11 protein-coding genes and 1 tRNA gene are annotated in these 16,257 nt (G+C 41.6%); 5 read left to right on the forward strand and 7 right to left on the reverse strand.

Features of this window, described 5'->3' with window-relative positions; translation table 11 throughout:
* Positions 1-145 precede the first annotated feature (145 nt).
* Positions 146-1,093 (forward strand): fused MFS/spermidine synthase, encoded by a 948-nt coding sequence (locus ACE1AQ_RS07610; RefSeq protein ID WP_106909480.1) that lies wholly within the window; start codon positions 146-148, stop codon positions 1,091-1,093.
* A 48-nt stretch (positions 1,094-1,141) separates the two neighbouring features.
* Here the strand turns inward: ACE1AQ_RS07610 and recJ are convergent, their stop codons facing one another.
* From recJ to sbcC, 3 genes are all read right to left on the reverse strand, one after another.
* Entirely contained in the window at positions 1,142-3,424 is a 2,283-nt protein-coding gene (gene recJ, locus ACE1AQ_RS07615) for a single-stranded-DNA-specific exonuclease RecJ (RefSeq protein ID WP_110543666.1), read from the reverse strand.
* 277 nt (positions 3,425-3,701) lie between these two features.
* A complete protein-coding gene (locus ACE1AQ_RS07620) occupies positions 3,702-3,956 on the reverse strand; it encodes a MoaD/ThiS family protein (RefSeq protein ID WP_046662990.1) in 255 nt (84 codons plus the stop codon).
* 19 nt (positions 3,957-3,975) lie between these two features.
* Complete coding sequence (gene sbcC / locus ACE1AQ_RS07625) at positions 3,976-6,999, reverse strand: exonuclease subunit SbcC (RefSeq protein WP_110543668.1); 3,024 nt, start codon at positions 6,997-6,999, stop codon at positions 3,976-3,978.
* A gap of 377 nt (positions 7,000-7,376) precedes the next feature.
* Between sbcC and ACE1AQ_RS07630 the strand changes: the two genes are divergently transcribed.
* Together ACE1AQ_RS07630 and hrcA are read left to right on the forward strand one after the other, a co-directional pair.
* Complete coding sequence (locus tag ACE1AQ_RS07630) at positions 7,377-7,715, forward strand: rhodanese-like domain-containing protein (RefSeq protein WP_002760272.1); 339 nt, start codon at positions 7,377-7,379, stop codon at positions 7,713-7,715.
* 380 nt (positions 7,716-8,095) lie between these two features.
* Complete coding sequence (hrcA, locus tag ACE1AQ_RS07635) at positions 8,096-9,172, forward strand: heat-inducible transcriptional repressor HrcA (protein WP_106909483.1); 1,077 nt, start codon at positions 8,096-8,098, stop codon at positions 9,170-9,172.
* On the opposite strand, the gene ACE1AQ_RS07640 is transcribed toward hrcA, so the two are convergent.
* The gene (locus tag ACE1AQ_RS07640; protein WP_002760270.1) at positions 9,159-9,452 is read right to left on the reverse strand and encodes a hypothetical protein; all 294 of its coding nucleotides are present in this window, start codon (positions 9,450-9,452) and stop codon (positions 9,159-9,161) included. The two genes, hrcA and ACE1AQ_RS07640, sit on opposite strands and share 14 nt — an antisense overlap.
* 481 nt (positions 9,453-9,933) lie before the next feature.
* On the opposite strand from ACE1AQ_RS07640, the gene ACE1AQ_RS07645 reads away from it, so the two are divergent.
* Positions 9,934-10,329 carry a transcriptional regulator gene (locus ACE1AQ_RS07645; protein ID WP_061430537.1) on the forward strand — a complete coding sequence of 132 codons (396 nt, stop codon included), beginning with the start codon at positions 9,934-9,936 and terminating at the stop codon, positions 10,327-10,329.
* Positions 10,330-10,538: 209 nt separating this feature from the next.
* Here ACE1AQ_RS07645 and ACE1AQ_RS07650 read toward each other — a convergent pair whose 3' ends face one another.
* Together ACE1AQ_RS07650 and ACE1AQ_RS07655 are read right to left on the reverse strand one after the other, a co-directional pair.
* Positions 10,539-13,550, reverse strand: a complete 3,012-nt coding sequence (locus tag ACE1AQ_RS07650) for a type ISP restriction/modification enzyme (protein WP_110543671.1) — start codon at positions 13,548-13,550, stop codon at positions 10,539-10,541.
* 437 nt (positions 13,551-13,987) lie between these two features.
* Positions 13,988-14,061: transfer RNA gene (locus ACE1AQ_RS07655), tRNA-Pro, on the reverse strand.
* Positions 14,062-14,132: 71 nt separating this feature from the next.
* Here ACE1AQ_RS07655 and lipA point away from each other — a divergent pair.
* Positions 14,133-15,038, forward strand: coding sequence for a lipoyl synthase (gene lipA / locus ACE1AQ_RS07660; RefSeq protein ID WP_110543673.1), 906 nt, complete (start codon positions 14,133-14,135; stop codon positions 15,036-15,038).
* Here lipA and rdgB read toward each other — a convergent pair.
* Positions 15,001-15,594, reverse strand: a complete 594-nt coding sequence (gene rdgB, locus ACE1AQ_RS07665) for an RdgB/HAM1 family non-canonical purine NTP pyrophosphatase (RefSeq protein ID WP_110543676.1) — start codon at positions 15,592-15,594, stop codon at positions 15,001-15,003. The genes lipA and rdgB overlap by 38 nt on opposite strands.
* Between the last annotated feature and the right edge of the window lie 663 nt (positions 15,595-16,257).

A 16,257-nucleotide genomic window follows, 5' to 3' on the forward strand; every position in this document is an offset into this window, starting at 1 on the left:
TAATCTTTTCTAGCTTACCGTTTTTCAGCGATCGATTATCGGCAGCTTCGGGATTACCCGGAGATAATTCCAGATTATCGATCGAATTTTGTCAATTGTTGTATAATGATGGATCGTGCCTTTTTCACCCCAAGGAGGATTAGTTATGGCAGGAAGTGAACTAAAAGCGGATCTATGGGTTAACGAATATATTACCCCCTGGGACATTTATAGTCATGGGGTTTCCAGGATTTTAGCCTACAAAAAAACCGCTTTTCAGGAGATGTATATTGTTGAATCGGGGGCCTATGGAAAAGCCTTGGTACTGGATGGGAAATGGCAATCTTGTACGGGGGATGAATTTATTTATCATGAAGCATTAGTGCAACCGGCAATGATTGCCCACCAAGAACCAAAAACTGCTTTAATTCTCGGAGGTGGTGAAGGTGCGACAACGCGGGAGTTATTGCGTTGGAAAACCATCGAAAAAGTGATGATGATCGATATCGATGGGGATGTGGTAGCAGCTTGTAAGGAACATCTTCCCGAAATGCACCAAGGCACTTTTGATGATCCTCGTTTTGAGTTAGTTGTGGCCGATGCTTTAGAAGTTTTAGACACCACTAACGATAAATGGGATATTATTATTTCTGATCTGGTTGATCCCATCGGAGAGGGTCCTTCTTTCCCCCTATTCACGAAAGAATACTTTGAAAAACTACAAAGAGTTTTGGCCGAAAATGGCATTGTTGTTGTCCAATCTGGCCCAGTTTCTCCTCCTTCGGTGATGTATCATGCGCGTTTGGTGAATACTTTAAAAGCAGTTTTTCCCTACGTTCATTCCTATTGCGCTCCTACTCCTAGTTATGGTTCCCCTTGGGGTTTTACTCTCTGTGCTAATCATCCTTTAAATACTCGTCCCGATCCCGAGGTGGTGGATGAATTAATCAGCGATACAACTACAGGAGGATTACGTTTAATTGATGGCATGACTTTGCTCGGAATGTTACAAACTCCTCTCTATATTCGTCAAGCGATCGCACAAAATACGGAAGTTTATACCCTAGCAAAACCTCCGAAATTCTTCGGTCAAGGAGTAATCAGTAATCAGTAATCAGTTATCAGTTATCAGTTATCAGTTATCAGTAAATAAGGGTTATAACTAGAAATCGATCGAGTCTTCATGATTAAGAATTGTTTGCAGTATTTCTAGGGGAACAGTAGCAAAGTATTGCTGGAGAAAGTTCTCTAGGGCTACTGCTTCTAGAAATTGTTCAATCTTATTAATTTTCGCCTCATGATTGACTAATTCAAAGGATAAATTTTCTTGATTTTTCTTGACTTTAAAGCCATTTTCTGCTAGGGAAATTAATCCTAATTCTAGGGTATGATAACTGAGGTTTAAGCGGTTTTGTAATTGTTGACGGGAAATACTGGTTTTAGTTCTAGCTAAATATTTCCCAATCCCCACAAGGTTTATCCATGTGGTGTGAGCGGATTTTTTTAAAGGACTAGCATAGGCAAGAACTAACTTTTTATCCCGTAAAATTGCCTGTTGATATTCCCTGGAAAGTTTTGTCCAATCCCGGGGACATTCCCAGAGAAAAAGGGGATTTAATTGGCTAACTTCTTGACTAATTTCTCGATGGCGATTGTCGATTAAAAAATCTTTTTTATTGCTATAGCTTAAGTATTCTTGTTGATAGGTTTGCAGGGCAATTAAGCGCACTTCATAGCGATTTTTGTAGGTATTAAAATCTAATTCAACTACAGCATCATAACGGGTATCAGCAGCAATTTCGTCTTTGTGATGACCCCACCACATACCGGGGAAACCCTGCTCGATTGAACTATCCCAAATCTCAAAAGTTGTCCGGGGATAAGCGATTTTTTTGCCTTTGAAATCCTCAAGATTTTTATGCCAAAGATTGTGAAAATAACAATTTTGAATTAATAGCTTCGGTGTCGGATTACCCATCCCGCAGGGTTCCAGTAATTTTAATTCTCTAAATAGACTTTTTCCCAATTGGGAAACCGTCACCACCGCATCCACTTCTATCTGGGAAGAAAGGGAAGTTAAATCAATTCCTGTGCGTCGCAACTGTTGATTAATTCCCTCAATAAATAGTGGTAAATTTTCTATAGTTAAACTTAAACCCGCAGCCAAAGGATGACCACCAAAACGATGTAAAAGATGGGATTGAGAGGATACTAATTGATAAAGATCGATCTCGCGAATTGACCTAGCGGAACCCTTAGCAAAAGGTGGTTCACTGGTACTTAATAAAATTGTTGGTCGTTGGTATTCTTGGGCAATTTGTCCCGCAACTAATCCTAAAATTCCCGCCATCCATTGGGGATCATCTAAAATAATTACATTAGTGGTAGAAAGATCAATTCTCTCTAGTTTTTTCTGAACTTGTTTAATAATATCCCGTTGAATTTCTTGGCGACGAATGTTGGCTAATTCCGCTTGTTCAGCTAATTCGTGACAACGTTTTTCATCTTCACTGGTAAGTAATTCCACACAAAATCTAGCATCGCCATAAATGCGACTGACGGCATTAATTCGCGGTCCAATACCGAAGGATATATCCATCGGTCTATCTCCGGTTTTGTTGCATAAATCGAGTAATTTTTTAACTCCCAAACGCTGAGTATTTTGCAGTTTTTGCATACCTTTTTGGGCTAAATAACGACATTCTCCCGTCAATTTGACTAAATCGGCAATTAAACCAATTGCAACTAAATCCAGTAAATTTTCTAGGGGTTTTCTGGGAATATCTGCCAGGGTTAAATACATCGCTTCCACTAATTTATAAGCAACGGCAACCCCAGAAAGATGATAGAAAGGATGGGTTTCCACAAAGTAGCGGGGATTAATCAGGGCAATCACCTCGGGGCGCTCGTCGGGTAGGGTATGATGATCGGTGATGATAATATCGATGCCTAGACTGTTTGCATAGTCAATTTCGGCGATATTCGTGCTTCCCGTGTCACAGGTGACGATTAAACTGGTTCCTTGATGCGCTAGTTTCTCGATACCAGGAGAATTGAGGCCGTGGGATTCTTTTTGGCGATCGGGTATGTAATAATCTAACTGTTGATAGGGTGGGAAAAACTGTCCCAATCCTTCCCAGAGGACACTGGTAGCGGTGACACCATCGGCATCGAAATCACCCCAAATAGTCACTTTTTCACCTTTATTTAGGGCTTTTTCCAGTCTTTTGACGGCGAAGTTCATTTCTTGCCCAAAATCAAAGGGAGTTTTTGACTGATAAGCTTTCTCATCCAGAAACGTCCGCAGAGTCGCCTCATCTTGGACACCGCGATGCCATAATATTTGTGCGACGACGCTGCCATTCGACTCTGGGGTGTAGTCTTGGACTATTTTTAAAAACTCTTGGGGAAGAGACACCGATGGGGGAATTTGCCAGTTAGACACGGGATATCAGGGAAAAAGTAAAAAAGGTGGCAGTTTTTGTGATTTTCCCTATCTCCATTTAGGGCTTGCTGAATAAATGTGAAATGTAGGCAAGGTAAGGGTTTTGTGGCTTTTCTCGCTCCCACAGGTGCAAGATTTTGAGAGAATCGTGCTTCAAAACCTTGCGTCTTCATCAGCCCGCGTCCTGTAGGGGCGAAGCATTCGGACAATAACCTATCGGTGAAACCGTAGATTTTCTATCCGAATGCTTCGCCCGTACTTTTTCAGCAAACCCCATTTAGCCACCACTAACGGGGGGAATTAAAACTATCTCATCGCCATTTTCGAGGATTTTCTCTCCCGAAACAAACTGAAGATTAACTCCAAAACGAGTAACGTCGCGCCATCTTTCTAATTGGGGATAGGGGGCTATAATATAGTTTAACACTGCTGCCACGGAAGTGTGGGCAGGAAATTCGAGGTTTAATTGTGAAGTTTGATAGACTTCTTGATAAATAGCAAATAGTTTTACTGTTACCGTAATTTTTTCCATATTTACATCAATATTTTTTCTAGGATAATAACATTAATTGAGAACCCTGTTCGGTTTTGCGGACTTCGATGCGGTGTTGAAAAGCTTCTTTAAATTGGGGCATATGAGTTACCGTCAAAATACAGGCAAAATCGGCGGATATAGCGTTAATTGCCGCAATTAAGCGCTCGCATCCCTCCGCATCCTGAGTTCCGAATCCCTCGTCAACAATGAGCATTTGTAAGGCTGTTCCGGCTCTTTGTGCCAATAATCTCGCTAAAGCTAATCGAATCGAGAAATTAATCCGAAAAGCTTCCCCTCCTGAATAGGTTTCGTAGGGACGGGATCCCCGGGTATCACCAATAATAATATCTAAAGTATCGATTAACTTTTGTTGCTGTTTCTTAGTACCTTTACCGCTTTTTTGGGTTAAAAACTGTACATGAAATTGATTACCAGTTAAGCGAGCTAAAATATGATTAGTTTGTGCTTCTAACTCTGGTAAAACATTCTCAATCATCAGAGTTTGTAAACCATTTTTGCCGAAAGCTAGAGCTAACTCTTTATAAACTCTATATTGTTGTTTAACTTTAGCTAAATCGCCCTCTTTTTCTGTCAGTTGTTTACCTAAAGTTTCTAGTTGATGTAATTTCTCCTCAACCCGACCTTTTTGGGAGAGTAATCCATCAATTATCTGTCTTCGCTGTTGAATATTAGTCGATAATGCGGCTATTTCTTGGCGATAGTCGGTCAAAGTACCAATCTTTTGACTAATATTTGCTAACTCCTGATTCAGCTTCTGGCGATCCTCATTTCGCAGCTGCAATCTTTGCTCAATGTCAGCGATTTTAGCGGCTATTTCTGGATAATTTTTTTCTGCTTGTTGCCAGTCTTGATACTGTAATCTTACTCCCTGTAATTGTCGGATCAGATTTTGAATATTCTGATGCTCACCACGATCATAATTTAAGTTTTGAATAAGCTTTTCTAAGCGTTCAATTTCCTGTTTAAGTGGGGATTTTTGACCTAGTTCTTGTTTCTCCTGTTCTAGTCTAGCTAATTGATTAATTAAATTAGGTTTCTCGGCCTTGATATTAGCTAAACGACGGTTTGCTTGCTTAAGTTCTGATTCTTGAATTTCTGCCCAACGCCATCTTTTTTCTTCTCCTCTGACTAAAGCATGACTTTGTTCATCATAGTTTAAAAAGGCGATTTCTTGATTGACAATTTGTAATTCTTGCTGTAATTCTAGGGCATAATTGCCACTGCTTAAAAGTGCTTCTAACTGGACAAGTATCTCCTCGGTTTTTTCTAGTTCTATTTCCTTTTCTTCAATAGTTTCTAACTTAACTTCTAACTGCACATATTTTTGTTGTAGGCTCGATCTTGCTGGCAATTCTTGTTTAATTTGGGCTAATTCCTCCCGTAAACGTTTTAAATCTCGATCGCAGTCTGCCATCCCTTCCTGTAGGGACCAGATTTGCTCTTGAATTTGTTCTTGATGCTGATGGGTTTTTCTGATTACTTGATGACGGTGATGACTGTCTAAATTCTGTTCACACAAAGGACAAACCGAATCGGGAATATTTAATTTTTCCAATTTATCAGTTAACTCTAAAAGTTGTTCTTCATATCTTTTTTGTTGCTCCAATAAACTTTTTTTATCCACTTGTTTAAGAGTTTCCTTTTCTTCAACTCGTTCACAATAGGTTTGTTTTTTATCCAGTTCCTTAATCCGTTTGGCTAAATTGAGAGCTTCCTCTCTTAGTACAGGAATACGAGCGATTTCTGTCTCTAATTGTTGCCGATTTCTTTGCAGTTGTTCCCGACGAGCATTAATCCTGGCTTTTTCCCGTTCCAACTGCATATTTAAATCAGCTTTCCGGCTATTTAAAGGAGCATATTTTAAAGCTAATCTATCCAATTCCTGAAGACGTTGACGATGATAATTTAACTTCTCTAATCCTGCTTGAATATCCCCCGCTTGCTCGATAATTTTTTGAGTTTCTTGTTCCTGTCTTCCCAATTCTTCTAAACGAGCGCTCGTTTGTTGGATGGGAAGGGTAAATTCGTTAATTTTTTGCTGTAATTTCTGTTCTAATTGTTGTTTATCATACTGGGCCTGTTGCCAAGCTTGTAATTGACTTGACAAACTGGCCTCTTTCTGGTCTAAATTGATTAGGCGCTCGTGGGCCGTAATGATTTCATTTTTGCGATGAAGAATAGTCCTTATTTGATTTAATTGATTGTCTAGACTAACTTTTTCCCGGTCTAATCTCTCGATTTCTGCTAATAAAGCTCGCTCCTGTTCTCTTTGCCACTGCAGCTGTTTTTCCCAATTCTGACGCTGATTTTCTTCCCCTTGTAGTTGCTGTAAACGGCGATTATTTACCTCTTGTTCTTGATTAATTTGGTCAATTTGGGTATTTAACTCTTGCAGCTGTTGCTGATAAGAATTTTTCTCCTGAAGACGGAGTTTGATAGTTTCTACCTGCTGCTCGATCTGGAGGGACTGTCCATCAAATTGTTTCGATATATCCTTAGCTTTATTCGCTAAAATTTCATAGCGATCGAGTTGTAATAATTCTGCTAAAATCTGTTTACGACCACTGGGAGGCTGTTTCATAAACTCGTCCGCTTGTCCCTGTCGTAAATAAGCAGAATTAATAAAAGTTTTATGGTCTATTTTTAGATAAGTATTAATCTGTGCTTGGGTATCTTTAATACTTTTACCCGATAAAGGACGAAAACTCTGATCATTAATCACCTGAAAATCTAAACCAGAAGCTTTTCCCCCCCGGTGACGACTACGGATAATTTTATAGATTTCTCCCCCATAACTAAACTCGAAATCTACCCGCGCATAATCGCTGCCCCCATGAATCACATCATCACCAATCGAGACGCGACTCTCTCCCCAAATTGCCCAAGTAATTGCTTCGAGTAAAGAGGATTTTCCTGCACCATTGGCACCACAAATACAGGCAGTATGTAATCCGCGAAAATCTAGCACTGCCTCGCGATAACTGAGAAAATTTTTCAGGGTTAATTGTAGGGGAATCATAAGCTGGGAGGAATTATGAATTATGAATTATGAATTATCAAGTGGGAGGTGGGGAGTGGGGAAGTGGGGAAGTGGGGAGGTGGGGAGAGGGAGAGAATGCAGTACAGATTAGAAATTAATCAGAGGATAAAAAACTGGGGAAAAGATAGCTTCAGCGCAATACATCTGGGTGAATCTATTCGGTATCAATAACTCCCTCCTGCAATAACCTCTGATCAAAGCTTAACTGAAATCCAGCCGGGGACAAATGCGCTTTTTTTGTTCCTCAGAATTCTCCTCACCATCATCACAACCTAGGCACTGTTCACAGATAACCGCTCAGGGTCCCTCGATTTGCTACTCTAAAGGAAAGATAACCGATTCTTAAAACCAAATCTATGAGCATTCCCGAAATTAGCGTCCATGAACTCGCTCTCCGTTTAGCCGATCATGATCCTAATTTACAACTTATTGATGTGCGCGAACCGGAGGAAGTTGCCATGGCATCTGTAGCCAATTTTACCATTTTACCCTTGAGTCAATACCAAGAATGGTCGCCCACTATTGCCAGCCAATTCAACCCCCAAGCGGAAACCCTGGTTATCTGTCACCATGGCATGAGATCCCTGCAAATGTGCCAATGGCTACAAAGTCAGGGTTTTACTAATGTTAAAAATATTAACGGCGGCATCGATGCTTATTCCCTCCTCGTCGATCCTAATATTCCCCGTTACTAATTTTGATCGCCTCCATCGGGAAAAGAGCGGGGTAAACTATCCCCCTTCTCCCCATTGATTACGGTCCTTCGGTTTGTCTTCTGCAATGGACGGGGTTATAAGGAATGAAACCCTTATAGAGACAGACATTGCCGCGATTTTTGTCAATTGTTTTTGATCTAGAGCGAACTAATCAATTAAATCTCTGGCCAGATAAGGATATAGTCGATTTATGCCACCCGATCGAACCATACCAAGTAACGAAGAACCTTGATGACTGATAACTGATAACTGATAACTGATAACTGATAACTGATAACTGATAACTGATAACTGATAACTGATTAAGCGTTATACTGTCTAAAAAAATGTTATAAATCTTTTGTTAAGATTATCCCCCTATGTCCGCTAGAAACCATCTCAGCGATCGCTATCAACATATCTTAAAGGCCACAATCCAACATTATATCGCCACGGCCGAACCGGTTGGCTCGAAAACTCTGCTGGAGGAGTACAAATTTACTGTTAGTTCCGCCACGATTCGCAATGCTCTCGGTAAACTGGAAAAAGAAGGTTTACTCTATCAACCCCACACTTCCTCCGGACGCATTCCCTCCGATTGGGGTTATCGTCTCTACGTCGATGAGTTAATGACTCCCGATGACCGTATCGGCGAAAAAATCGGCTATTATCTGCATCAAAAGGCTAAATCTCCCGCTTGGAGTCTCGAAAGTCTGCTGCAACGGGCCACCCAACTTTTAGCCGGTTTAAGCGGTTATATCGCTATCGTTACCCTCCCCCACACCCTCACCAATACCCTGCGTCATCTGCAATTAGTCCCCGTCTCGGACCGGCAGATCATGTTAATTATTGTTACAGATAGTTTACAAACACGCTCGGTTATGATAGAGATTCCTGAGTCTATGGCAACGGACAAGAAGGATGGATTAGCAGAAGAATTACAAATCCTCTCTAATTTTCTCGGGGAAAAATTAAAAGGTTATTGCTTGGCAGATTTAATTAACCTCGATTGGCAGCAAATCGAGCGAGAATTTACCCGTTATACCCATTTTCTCCAACAATTAAGCCAAGAAATCGGCGCTAGTCTCCAATCCACTGCCACGCCGGAGATTATCGTCCATGGTGTCGCTGAAGTCATTCGACAGCCAGAATTCGCCCAATGGCAACAAGTACAAATGTTACTGCATCTATTGGAAGCAGAACAGGATCGCCTTTTACCCCTGATTTTACAAAGACCAGAACCAGAAAAATCAGCTAAAAAAGTCAAAATCACCATTGGTTCCGAAAATCCTCTGGAATCCATGCGCCCTTGTACTCTTATCTCCGCTTTTTATAAACAGGGAGATACTCCCGTCGGTAGTGTTGGCATTATCGGACCGACGCGAATGTTATACGAAAATACTATTCCCCTGGTGGAATCCACCGCTAACTATCTCAGTGAAGCTATAAGTAAGTAGATATCCCCCGCAAAGGTTCGGGAATGGGACAATCGACAGTAAACTCTAAAATTGTCTCACCATCCCCCAAATAGCCAGAATTGGCAAAACAGAGCAACATCCGCACCAGCGCCACCCACACCTCCGCATCGAACTCCCAATCCTGTCCCCGACGCGCTCCACAGGCGATCGATTTTAGCGCCCAAAAATAACTATTTCTCACCACTGAACCGCCTTTTTTATAAACAGGTACATCCTCATGGTGAATATAAAGAATATCATCTTTAGCGATCGCTCTCATCGGTGGCTAGGAAAGTTGCAGAAATTTTCAGTTGACTGTCCTAGATAATAACATCTTTAGCGATCGCTTGCGTCGCGCCAGAAAACCCACTAAGCTAAGACGCATCTTAACCGCCTATCCTTAGATTAGCTGAATCTCCCCTTGCCCCCCCGATGTCGGTAGGTTGGGGAGTTGCCCCCCGATGTCGGTGGGTGAGTTGCCCCCCCGATGTCGGTAGGTTGGGGAGTTGCCCCCCCCGATGTCGGTAGGTGAGTTGCCCCCCCGATGTCGGTAGGTTGGGGAGTTGCCCCCCCCGATGTCGGTGGGTTGGGGAGTTGCCCCCCGATGTCGGTAGGTTGGGGAGTTGCCCCCCCCGATGTCGGTGGGTGAGTTGCCCCCCCGATGTCGGGGGGGTTGGGGGGGTAGGGTTGCCTCGTCTCAATTTTCTTTCTTTCTCACAAATATGAAGTATAATGTCATTGATAGCTAAACCGCACTAAAAATGAAATCCTATCCAGTAGAGTTCCGTCAGAAAATCCTCGACTGTTATTATAACGAACCCATCTCTCAAAGACAATTAGCGAAAAGATTCTGCGTAACCCTAAGTTTTGTACAAAAGCTTTTGAAACAATATCGAGACACAGGAGATGTTCGACCAAAGACTTATCGATGTGGACGTCATTTAAAACTCACGCCAGAACAAATGCTCGTCCTCGGTGAGTTAATTGAGGAAAATAATGACGCAACTCTTGCTCAACTATCGAAACTATTCCTAGAAAGAACTGGTATAGTGTTAAGTGTGGCGACAGTGGCAAGAATAGCCGAACGCTTGGGAATAACCCGCAAAAAAAACTATACAACCACCCGCAAAAGAGACAGAAAAACTACAACAACTTAGACAATGATAAAAAGTAAGTGGGTGGGTGGAATTAAATATAAGATGAACGTAGGTTGGGTTGAAGCATGAAACCCAACGCCTGCTCATGTTACGCTACCGCTAACCCATCCTACAAATAATTATGCCTCCCTACTTAGGGTTTGCGGCAAAAAGTTTTTCTTGGAGGCAGGGTGTAGAATGTAGAATAAGATTTCCCGGAAGCAATCTTTTTAATGTCTCATCGCTTCTATTATTTTCATGGTTTCGACGCTGACAGTGCAGACTCTTTGTAGTAAGTCAATTACTGTTTCTTTATAATCGGCGAAGCGATAGTTATTAAATCTTTCGGCGATGGTTTTATCTTTGGGTTTCTTTTCCTTATATTGATCTAAAATCCATTCTAAGGCCGAACGATTACCGAGTTTATATTCCCAGGCAATTTTGGGAATATCTTGTAGGAAAGTGACATCATCGAGGTTGATAGAATTTTTTTCTCGGTCAGCTTTTAGTTTAGTTTTCGGTTTGAGGTTATTATTAGTATCAATGCGGGTTAGTGGGTAGGGTGCGACGGTTTCATAGTTGATATGTAATTCCATTAGTTTGCTTCCCCATTCTACCCATTGAGAGAAGTTATCATAAAAGGGAAGTCGCGGAAATTCTCGCTTGAGGTTTAATTCATATTTACTGCGATATTCCGGGTAGTGAAGGATTGCATAAGTGTAGTGGAAGATATCGAGTTTGGTGATGGTTTTATCGTTGTAATGTTTTTGGAATTGCTGCAATCCCCAATCGGTGATATTATCGATACGGTTTCCTTCTTTGTCGTAGCGGTAGAGGGGGAGACATTGTGTAGCATTAGGCAAGAATATATCTAAGCTAAATACTTTATTGATTGATAATAAAGCAAAATTAGATCTCTTACCAAAAGAATAGATTATGACTATGTTTTGAGTATTTATTTTAGGAAAAATTTGTGGAAGTTGATATTGCATTTCATTGACACATTTATCCCAGTAAATATATTTTGAGACAAAACTTCTATATAGAGATGGTAATATGCAATTCTCATCAAAACTTATTTTACTATTATTTGTTAATTGTTTTTTTAAGTCTCTTGTCCACTTAATCTCAGTGGATAATTTTTCTTCTAAAACATTTGCTGTTTTTGATATTTTTTCTAATTGTTTATTATAGATTTCTAAAAAATAAGACATTTTGTATGATAAATTTTTCTCAGAATAATCATACACCCATTCATCTCGATTGGTTACTACACCCAATGAAAATAGTTTAAAAACTGCCATTTCTTCTGCATCAGACTTGGCTAGTTTAGTATTCTTATTTACCAATGGTATCAGACAATCAAAATCATTCTGACTTAAATTAATCCAATTATAATGATTGTCAGGAAAAATATGTTGAAAGCTTAAGTCAGATATTTTTGTTCGAGAAATATAACCAAGTTTAGCATTAGCTGTATCTAAGTTTGACAATTCATGATAAAAAATTTTGCAAGGTGATTTATCGGTATTTTCTTTTTTTATCAAAAAAGTGATTGCAACCCCCACCATAATATTAAAGACATTTCCTGTTTTATCTCCTTCTCTAATATTTCCACCTAAATCAATGATATAAATTTCACTAAACTCATTCTCTACTACTTTTCTAAAACCGTCAAATGTTCTCGCATTAATAAAAGACGAATTAGTGACAAATGCTATTATACCATTTTCACCTAACCTATCTGTAGCCCAACGAAAGAAGCGAGAATACATATCATATAGCTTTGTCTTCTGCGCTGTACTCTCTTCGATGTAAGTATCCTTAATGCGCTTATCAATAGCAGGATACTTCCGATTTTTATTATTGTCATTCTCATTTTGCTGATTAGCATTATAAGGAGGATTACCAATAATTACAGAAATATTGCGGTCATTTTGATTTTGAATGCGTTGGGTATTCTCCACCGACATGGCAAACAAATCCATCTGCTTGAGATGAAAAGCAGCATGGTCCAGGGTATCCACAAAACAGATATGCTCAAACTCCTCATACTCACCCATCTTCTGCTTGTAGGTGAACTCAATATTCAAATTAGCAATATAATAAGGCAGAATTGCCACCTCATTACAGTGCATCTCATGCTTATACTTGTACCGTAACTTATCCTTCGGTAAATACTCAATCAACTCCGTTACAAAAGTTCCTGTCCCCGTCGCCGGATCTAAAATTTCTACTCCTGGATCCGCCAACAACTTACCAAAATGCTTGTGGACTAAATAATCGACACTTTCAATCATAAAACGGACAATTTCATTGGGTGTATAGACAATTCCCAACCGGTCCGCCGCTTTCGGATTGTATGCTTTATAAAAATTCTCATAAATCGCCTTGAGAAACTTCTGCTTTTCGTGGTGGTTATAAATATTCGCCGCTGTCCGCCGAATTACCGCATAATAACGTTCAATAGTCCCTAAAGTATTGCGCTTGGTATTACCAGTAAAGAAAGTTTCAATCACTCCCTGTAATTCCCTAGCGATATTATTTTCCCGGTGAAACTGGGACTCATTAAAAATATTGATAAAAATATCCTCTGTCAGGATGTGCTGAATAATCATCTCCCGCACATCTTCCAGACTAATTTCTGGATTGATTGACTTGCGACAAATCTCTAAAAATTTGTCCCGCGCTGTCACAAAATTCCGATTCGTCTCCGACTGCAACGCAATTAAACCCCGCAACGCTTCTAAAATTGTTGGTAAATCTTCCTTAAAACTAGCAATCGCCTCTCGAAAATCCTCAACCTCCGGACGTACATAATTGATAAAAGCATTAATAATCCCATCCAAAGCCTCATCATCGCGCATCGAGACGCGCAGTCTTTCCTCTCCTCCTTGAATTAAAACCGCCGTCTGGGAATCTTCAAATAAAATATTGTCATTAGGGTAGCCTTTCGCTAACTTTTTCTCAATTTCTTCATCTAAATTATCGTATTGATCCTTACTTTCCCAATATCCCCAATCTAACCGTAAAGCATCCTTTACCGTCCCGTCAGGATAGACAACTTTTCCCGACTTAGTGCGATAATCCAACTCCGGAATTAACAAAAAATCCCGCGCCTTGCAATAGTCATTTAACAAATTCTGAAAAGCGACTCTAATCGAAGTTTCCTTGCGACTGCCGCCATATTGGACAATCTTCTCAACTTCCGCCTGATACTGGCTGATTAATAATCTAGACATGGGCTTAGAGGAGGTAAATTAAGTAGTTAAGTAGGTAGGCACAATTATTTGTAGGATGGGTTAGCGGTAGCGTAACCCATGCGGGCGTTGGGTTTCATGCTTCAACCCAACCTACGTTCTACTCTAATCGAAGTTTCCTTGCGACTGCCGCCATATTGGACAATCTTCTCAACTTCCGCCTGATACTGGCTGATTAATAATCTAGACATGGGCTTAGAGGAGGTAAATAAGTAGTTATAATCAAAGAGAAGATAGATTTTGGACTCTCTTATTCTTGGTGTGATCAGTTTAACCCATATAGGAGCGATCGATCTTTGTGTCCTCTGTGTCTGGAGTAGTTTTTTCCACTCCCTCGCCAGCAGGACTATATCCTAGAATACATTTTACCCAGCAAACCCAAGAGAGCCTATTTTGCCTCTCCCCTTGATTGTCTTTAATCGGGATGACAGGATTCGAACCTGCGGCCCCTTCGTCCCGAACGAAGTGCGCTACCAAGCTGCGCTACATCCCGAAAGTTTTTAGCTAAATTATCATAGCATATTCGGCCTTGATTGGGTCGAGACTTGCTAGGATATTACAGATATAGGCAAAAATTATCGGAGTAGTTCAGGCGTGACGGTAAAACCAGAGTGGTTACGGGTGAAAGCACCGCAATGGCAGCGAGTCGGCAGTGTTAAGGAGGTTTTACGCGATTTAGGCTTAAATACCGTTTGTGAGGAGGCTTCCTGTCCCAATATCGGCGAATGTTTCCACGCGGGGACGGCTACCTTTTTAATTATGGGTCCTGCTTGCACTCGCGCCTGTCCTTACTGTGATATCGATTTTGAGAAAAAACCGCAACCTTTAGACTCCACGGAACCCCTGCGACTAGCGGCAGCCGTGCAACGTCTCGATCTTAATCATGTAGTGATCACTTCTGTCAATCGCGATGATTTGGCTGATGGGGGCGCTAGTCAATTTGTCCGTTGTATCGAGGAAATTCGCCGCATTTCTCCGAAAACCACCATCGAAGTGCTGATTCCCGATCTTTGTGGCAATTGGCAGGCTTTAGCTTTAATTCTTGCCGCTAAACCTGAAGTTTTAAACCACAATACCGAAACTGTTCCCCGTCTCTACCGTCGTGTGCGTCCCCAGGGTGATTACCAGCGTTCTCTGGAATTATTGCAGCGCGCTCGCGCCATTGTTCCCGCTACCTACACAAAATCGGGCATTATGGTGGGATTGGGGGAAACCGACGAGGAAGTGCGCCAAGTAATGCGCGATTTACGGGCCGTTGATTGTGATATTCTCACCATCGGGCAGTATCTGCAACCATCGCCAAAACATCTCGGTGTGCAGGAATTTGTCACCCCCGAACAGTTCCACGCTTGGCGCGAATATGGGGAATCTCTGGGATTTTTACAAATTGTTGCGAGTCCCTTGACAAGAAGCTCTTATCATGCTGAACAAGTCAGAGCCTTAATGAATTTGTACCCGCGAGAGTCTTGAGATGGGGCAGCAATTGCTCAAAAGCTCGTCCTCGGTGGCTAATTTTTCTTTTTAATTCGGGAGGCATTTCCGCAAAGGTTAAAGCGTATTCGGGGACATAAAAAATCGGATCGTAACCAAAACCACCCTCACCCCTAGGACTGGTGAGAATTTCTCCCGTGCAGATTCCTGTGGCGCTCAAGGCAATCTCACCATCGGGACGTGCGATCGCAATTACACAGACAAAACGGGCCGAACGATCTTGATTATCCCCTAATTCTCTGACTAGGCGATCGATTCTTTCTCGATCATTTTTACCATAGCGGGCCGAGTAAATCCCCGGGGCATTTCCTAACCCGGTTACTTCCAATCCCGAATCATCAGCGATCGACCATTCTCCCAAAGTTAGGGCAATTTGAGCAGCTTTTAAATAGGCATTTTCGGCAAAAGTCGCCCCGGTTTCCTCTATCTCTAAATCATCGGGTTTTAACTGCAATTCTAGGTCGATATCGGTTAAGTATTCCCCTATCTCTGCTAATTTACCCGGGTTACTCGTGGCTAGAATTAATTTTTTCATCGAAAATAATCGGTTTGAAACCCCGGCCTTTTAGGACGGCTTGACGTTGAGAATATTTCACTATACACTAAAGCTACAGTGAAAACTTTTAACTCCCTGACTGCTTTGGATCGGACGGACATTTCCCCCTGATTATTGCCAGGATTAAAGTTAAGTAGGGAGGCACAATTATTTGTAGGATGGGTTAGCGGTAGCGTAACATAATCGGGCGTTGGGTTTCATGCTTCAACCCAACCTACGTTCTGCTTTGGATCGGACGGACATTTCCCCCTGATTATTGCCAGGATTAAAGTTAAGGATGGGTTCCTTAAAATTCCCATTGACTGAAAGACTCAAAGACAAACAGATCAAGGAAGTACAAATACATCCAAAATACTCGGCTCGCTGGTTTGACAGCAATTGTCTTCTTGAAAAAATTTTCACCACCAGAGATGAAAGAGGTTTCCTTCCCCACACCCTACACCCCACACCCCACACCCTACACCCCACTTCCCCACTTCCCCCCCCCAATTCATAATTCATAATTCATAATTCATAATTCCCATCTCCCCACCCCCCAATGCATAAGTGATTAGTCATATTTCATAATTCCCAGCAGGGGGCCCCGCCCGAGGGGGCGCACCGGGGGGGGCGCGGGGCGCGGGGCCGAGGGGGGGGGTGGGC

Origin of the sequence: Microcystis sp. BLCC-F209 (assembly GCF_041928595.1) — a bacterium.
Lineage (GTDB): Bacteria > Cyanobacteriota > Cyanobacteriia > Cyanobacteriales > Microcystaceae > Microcystis.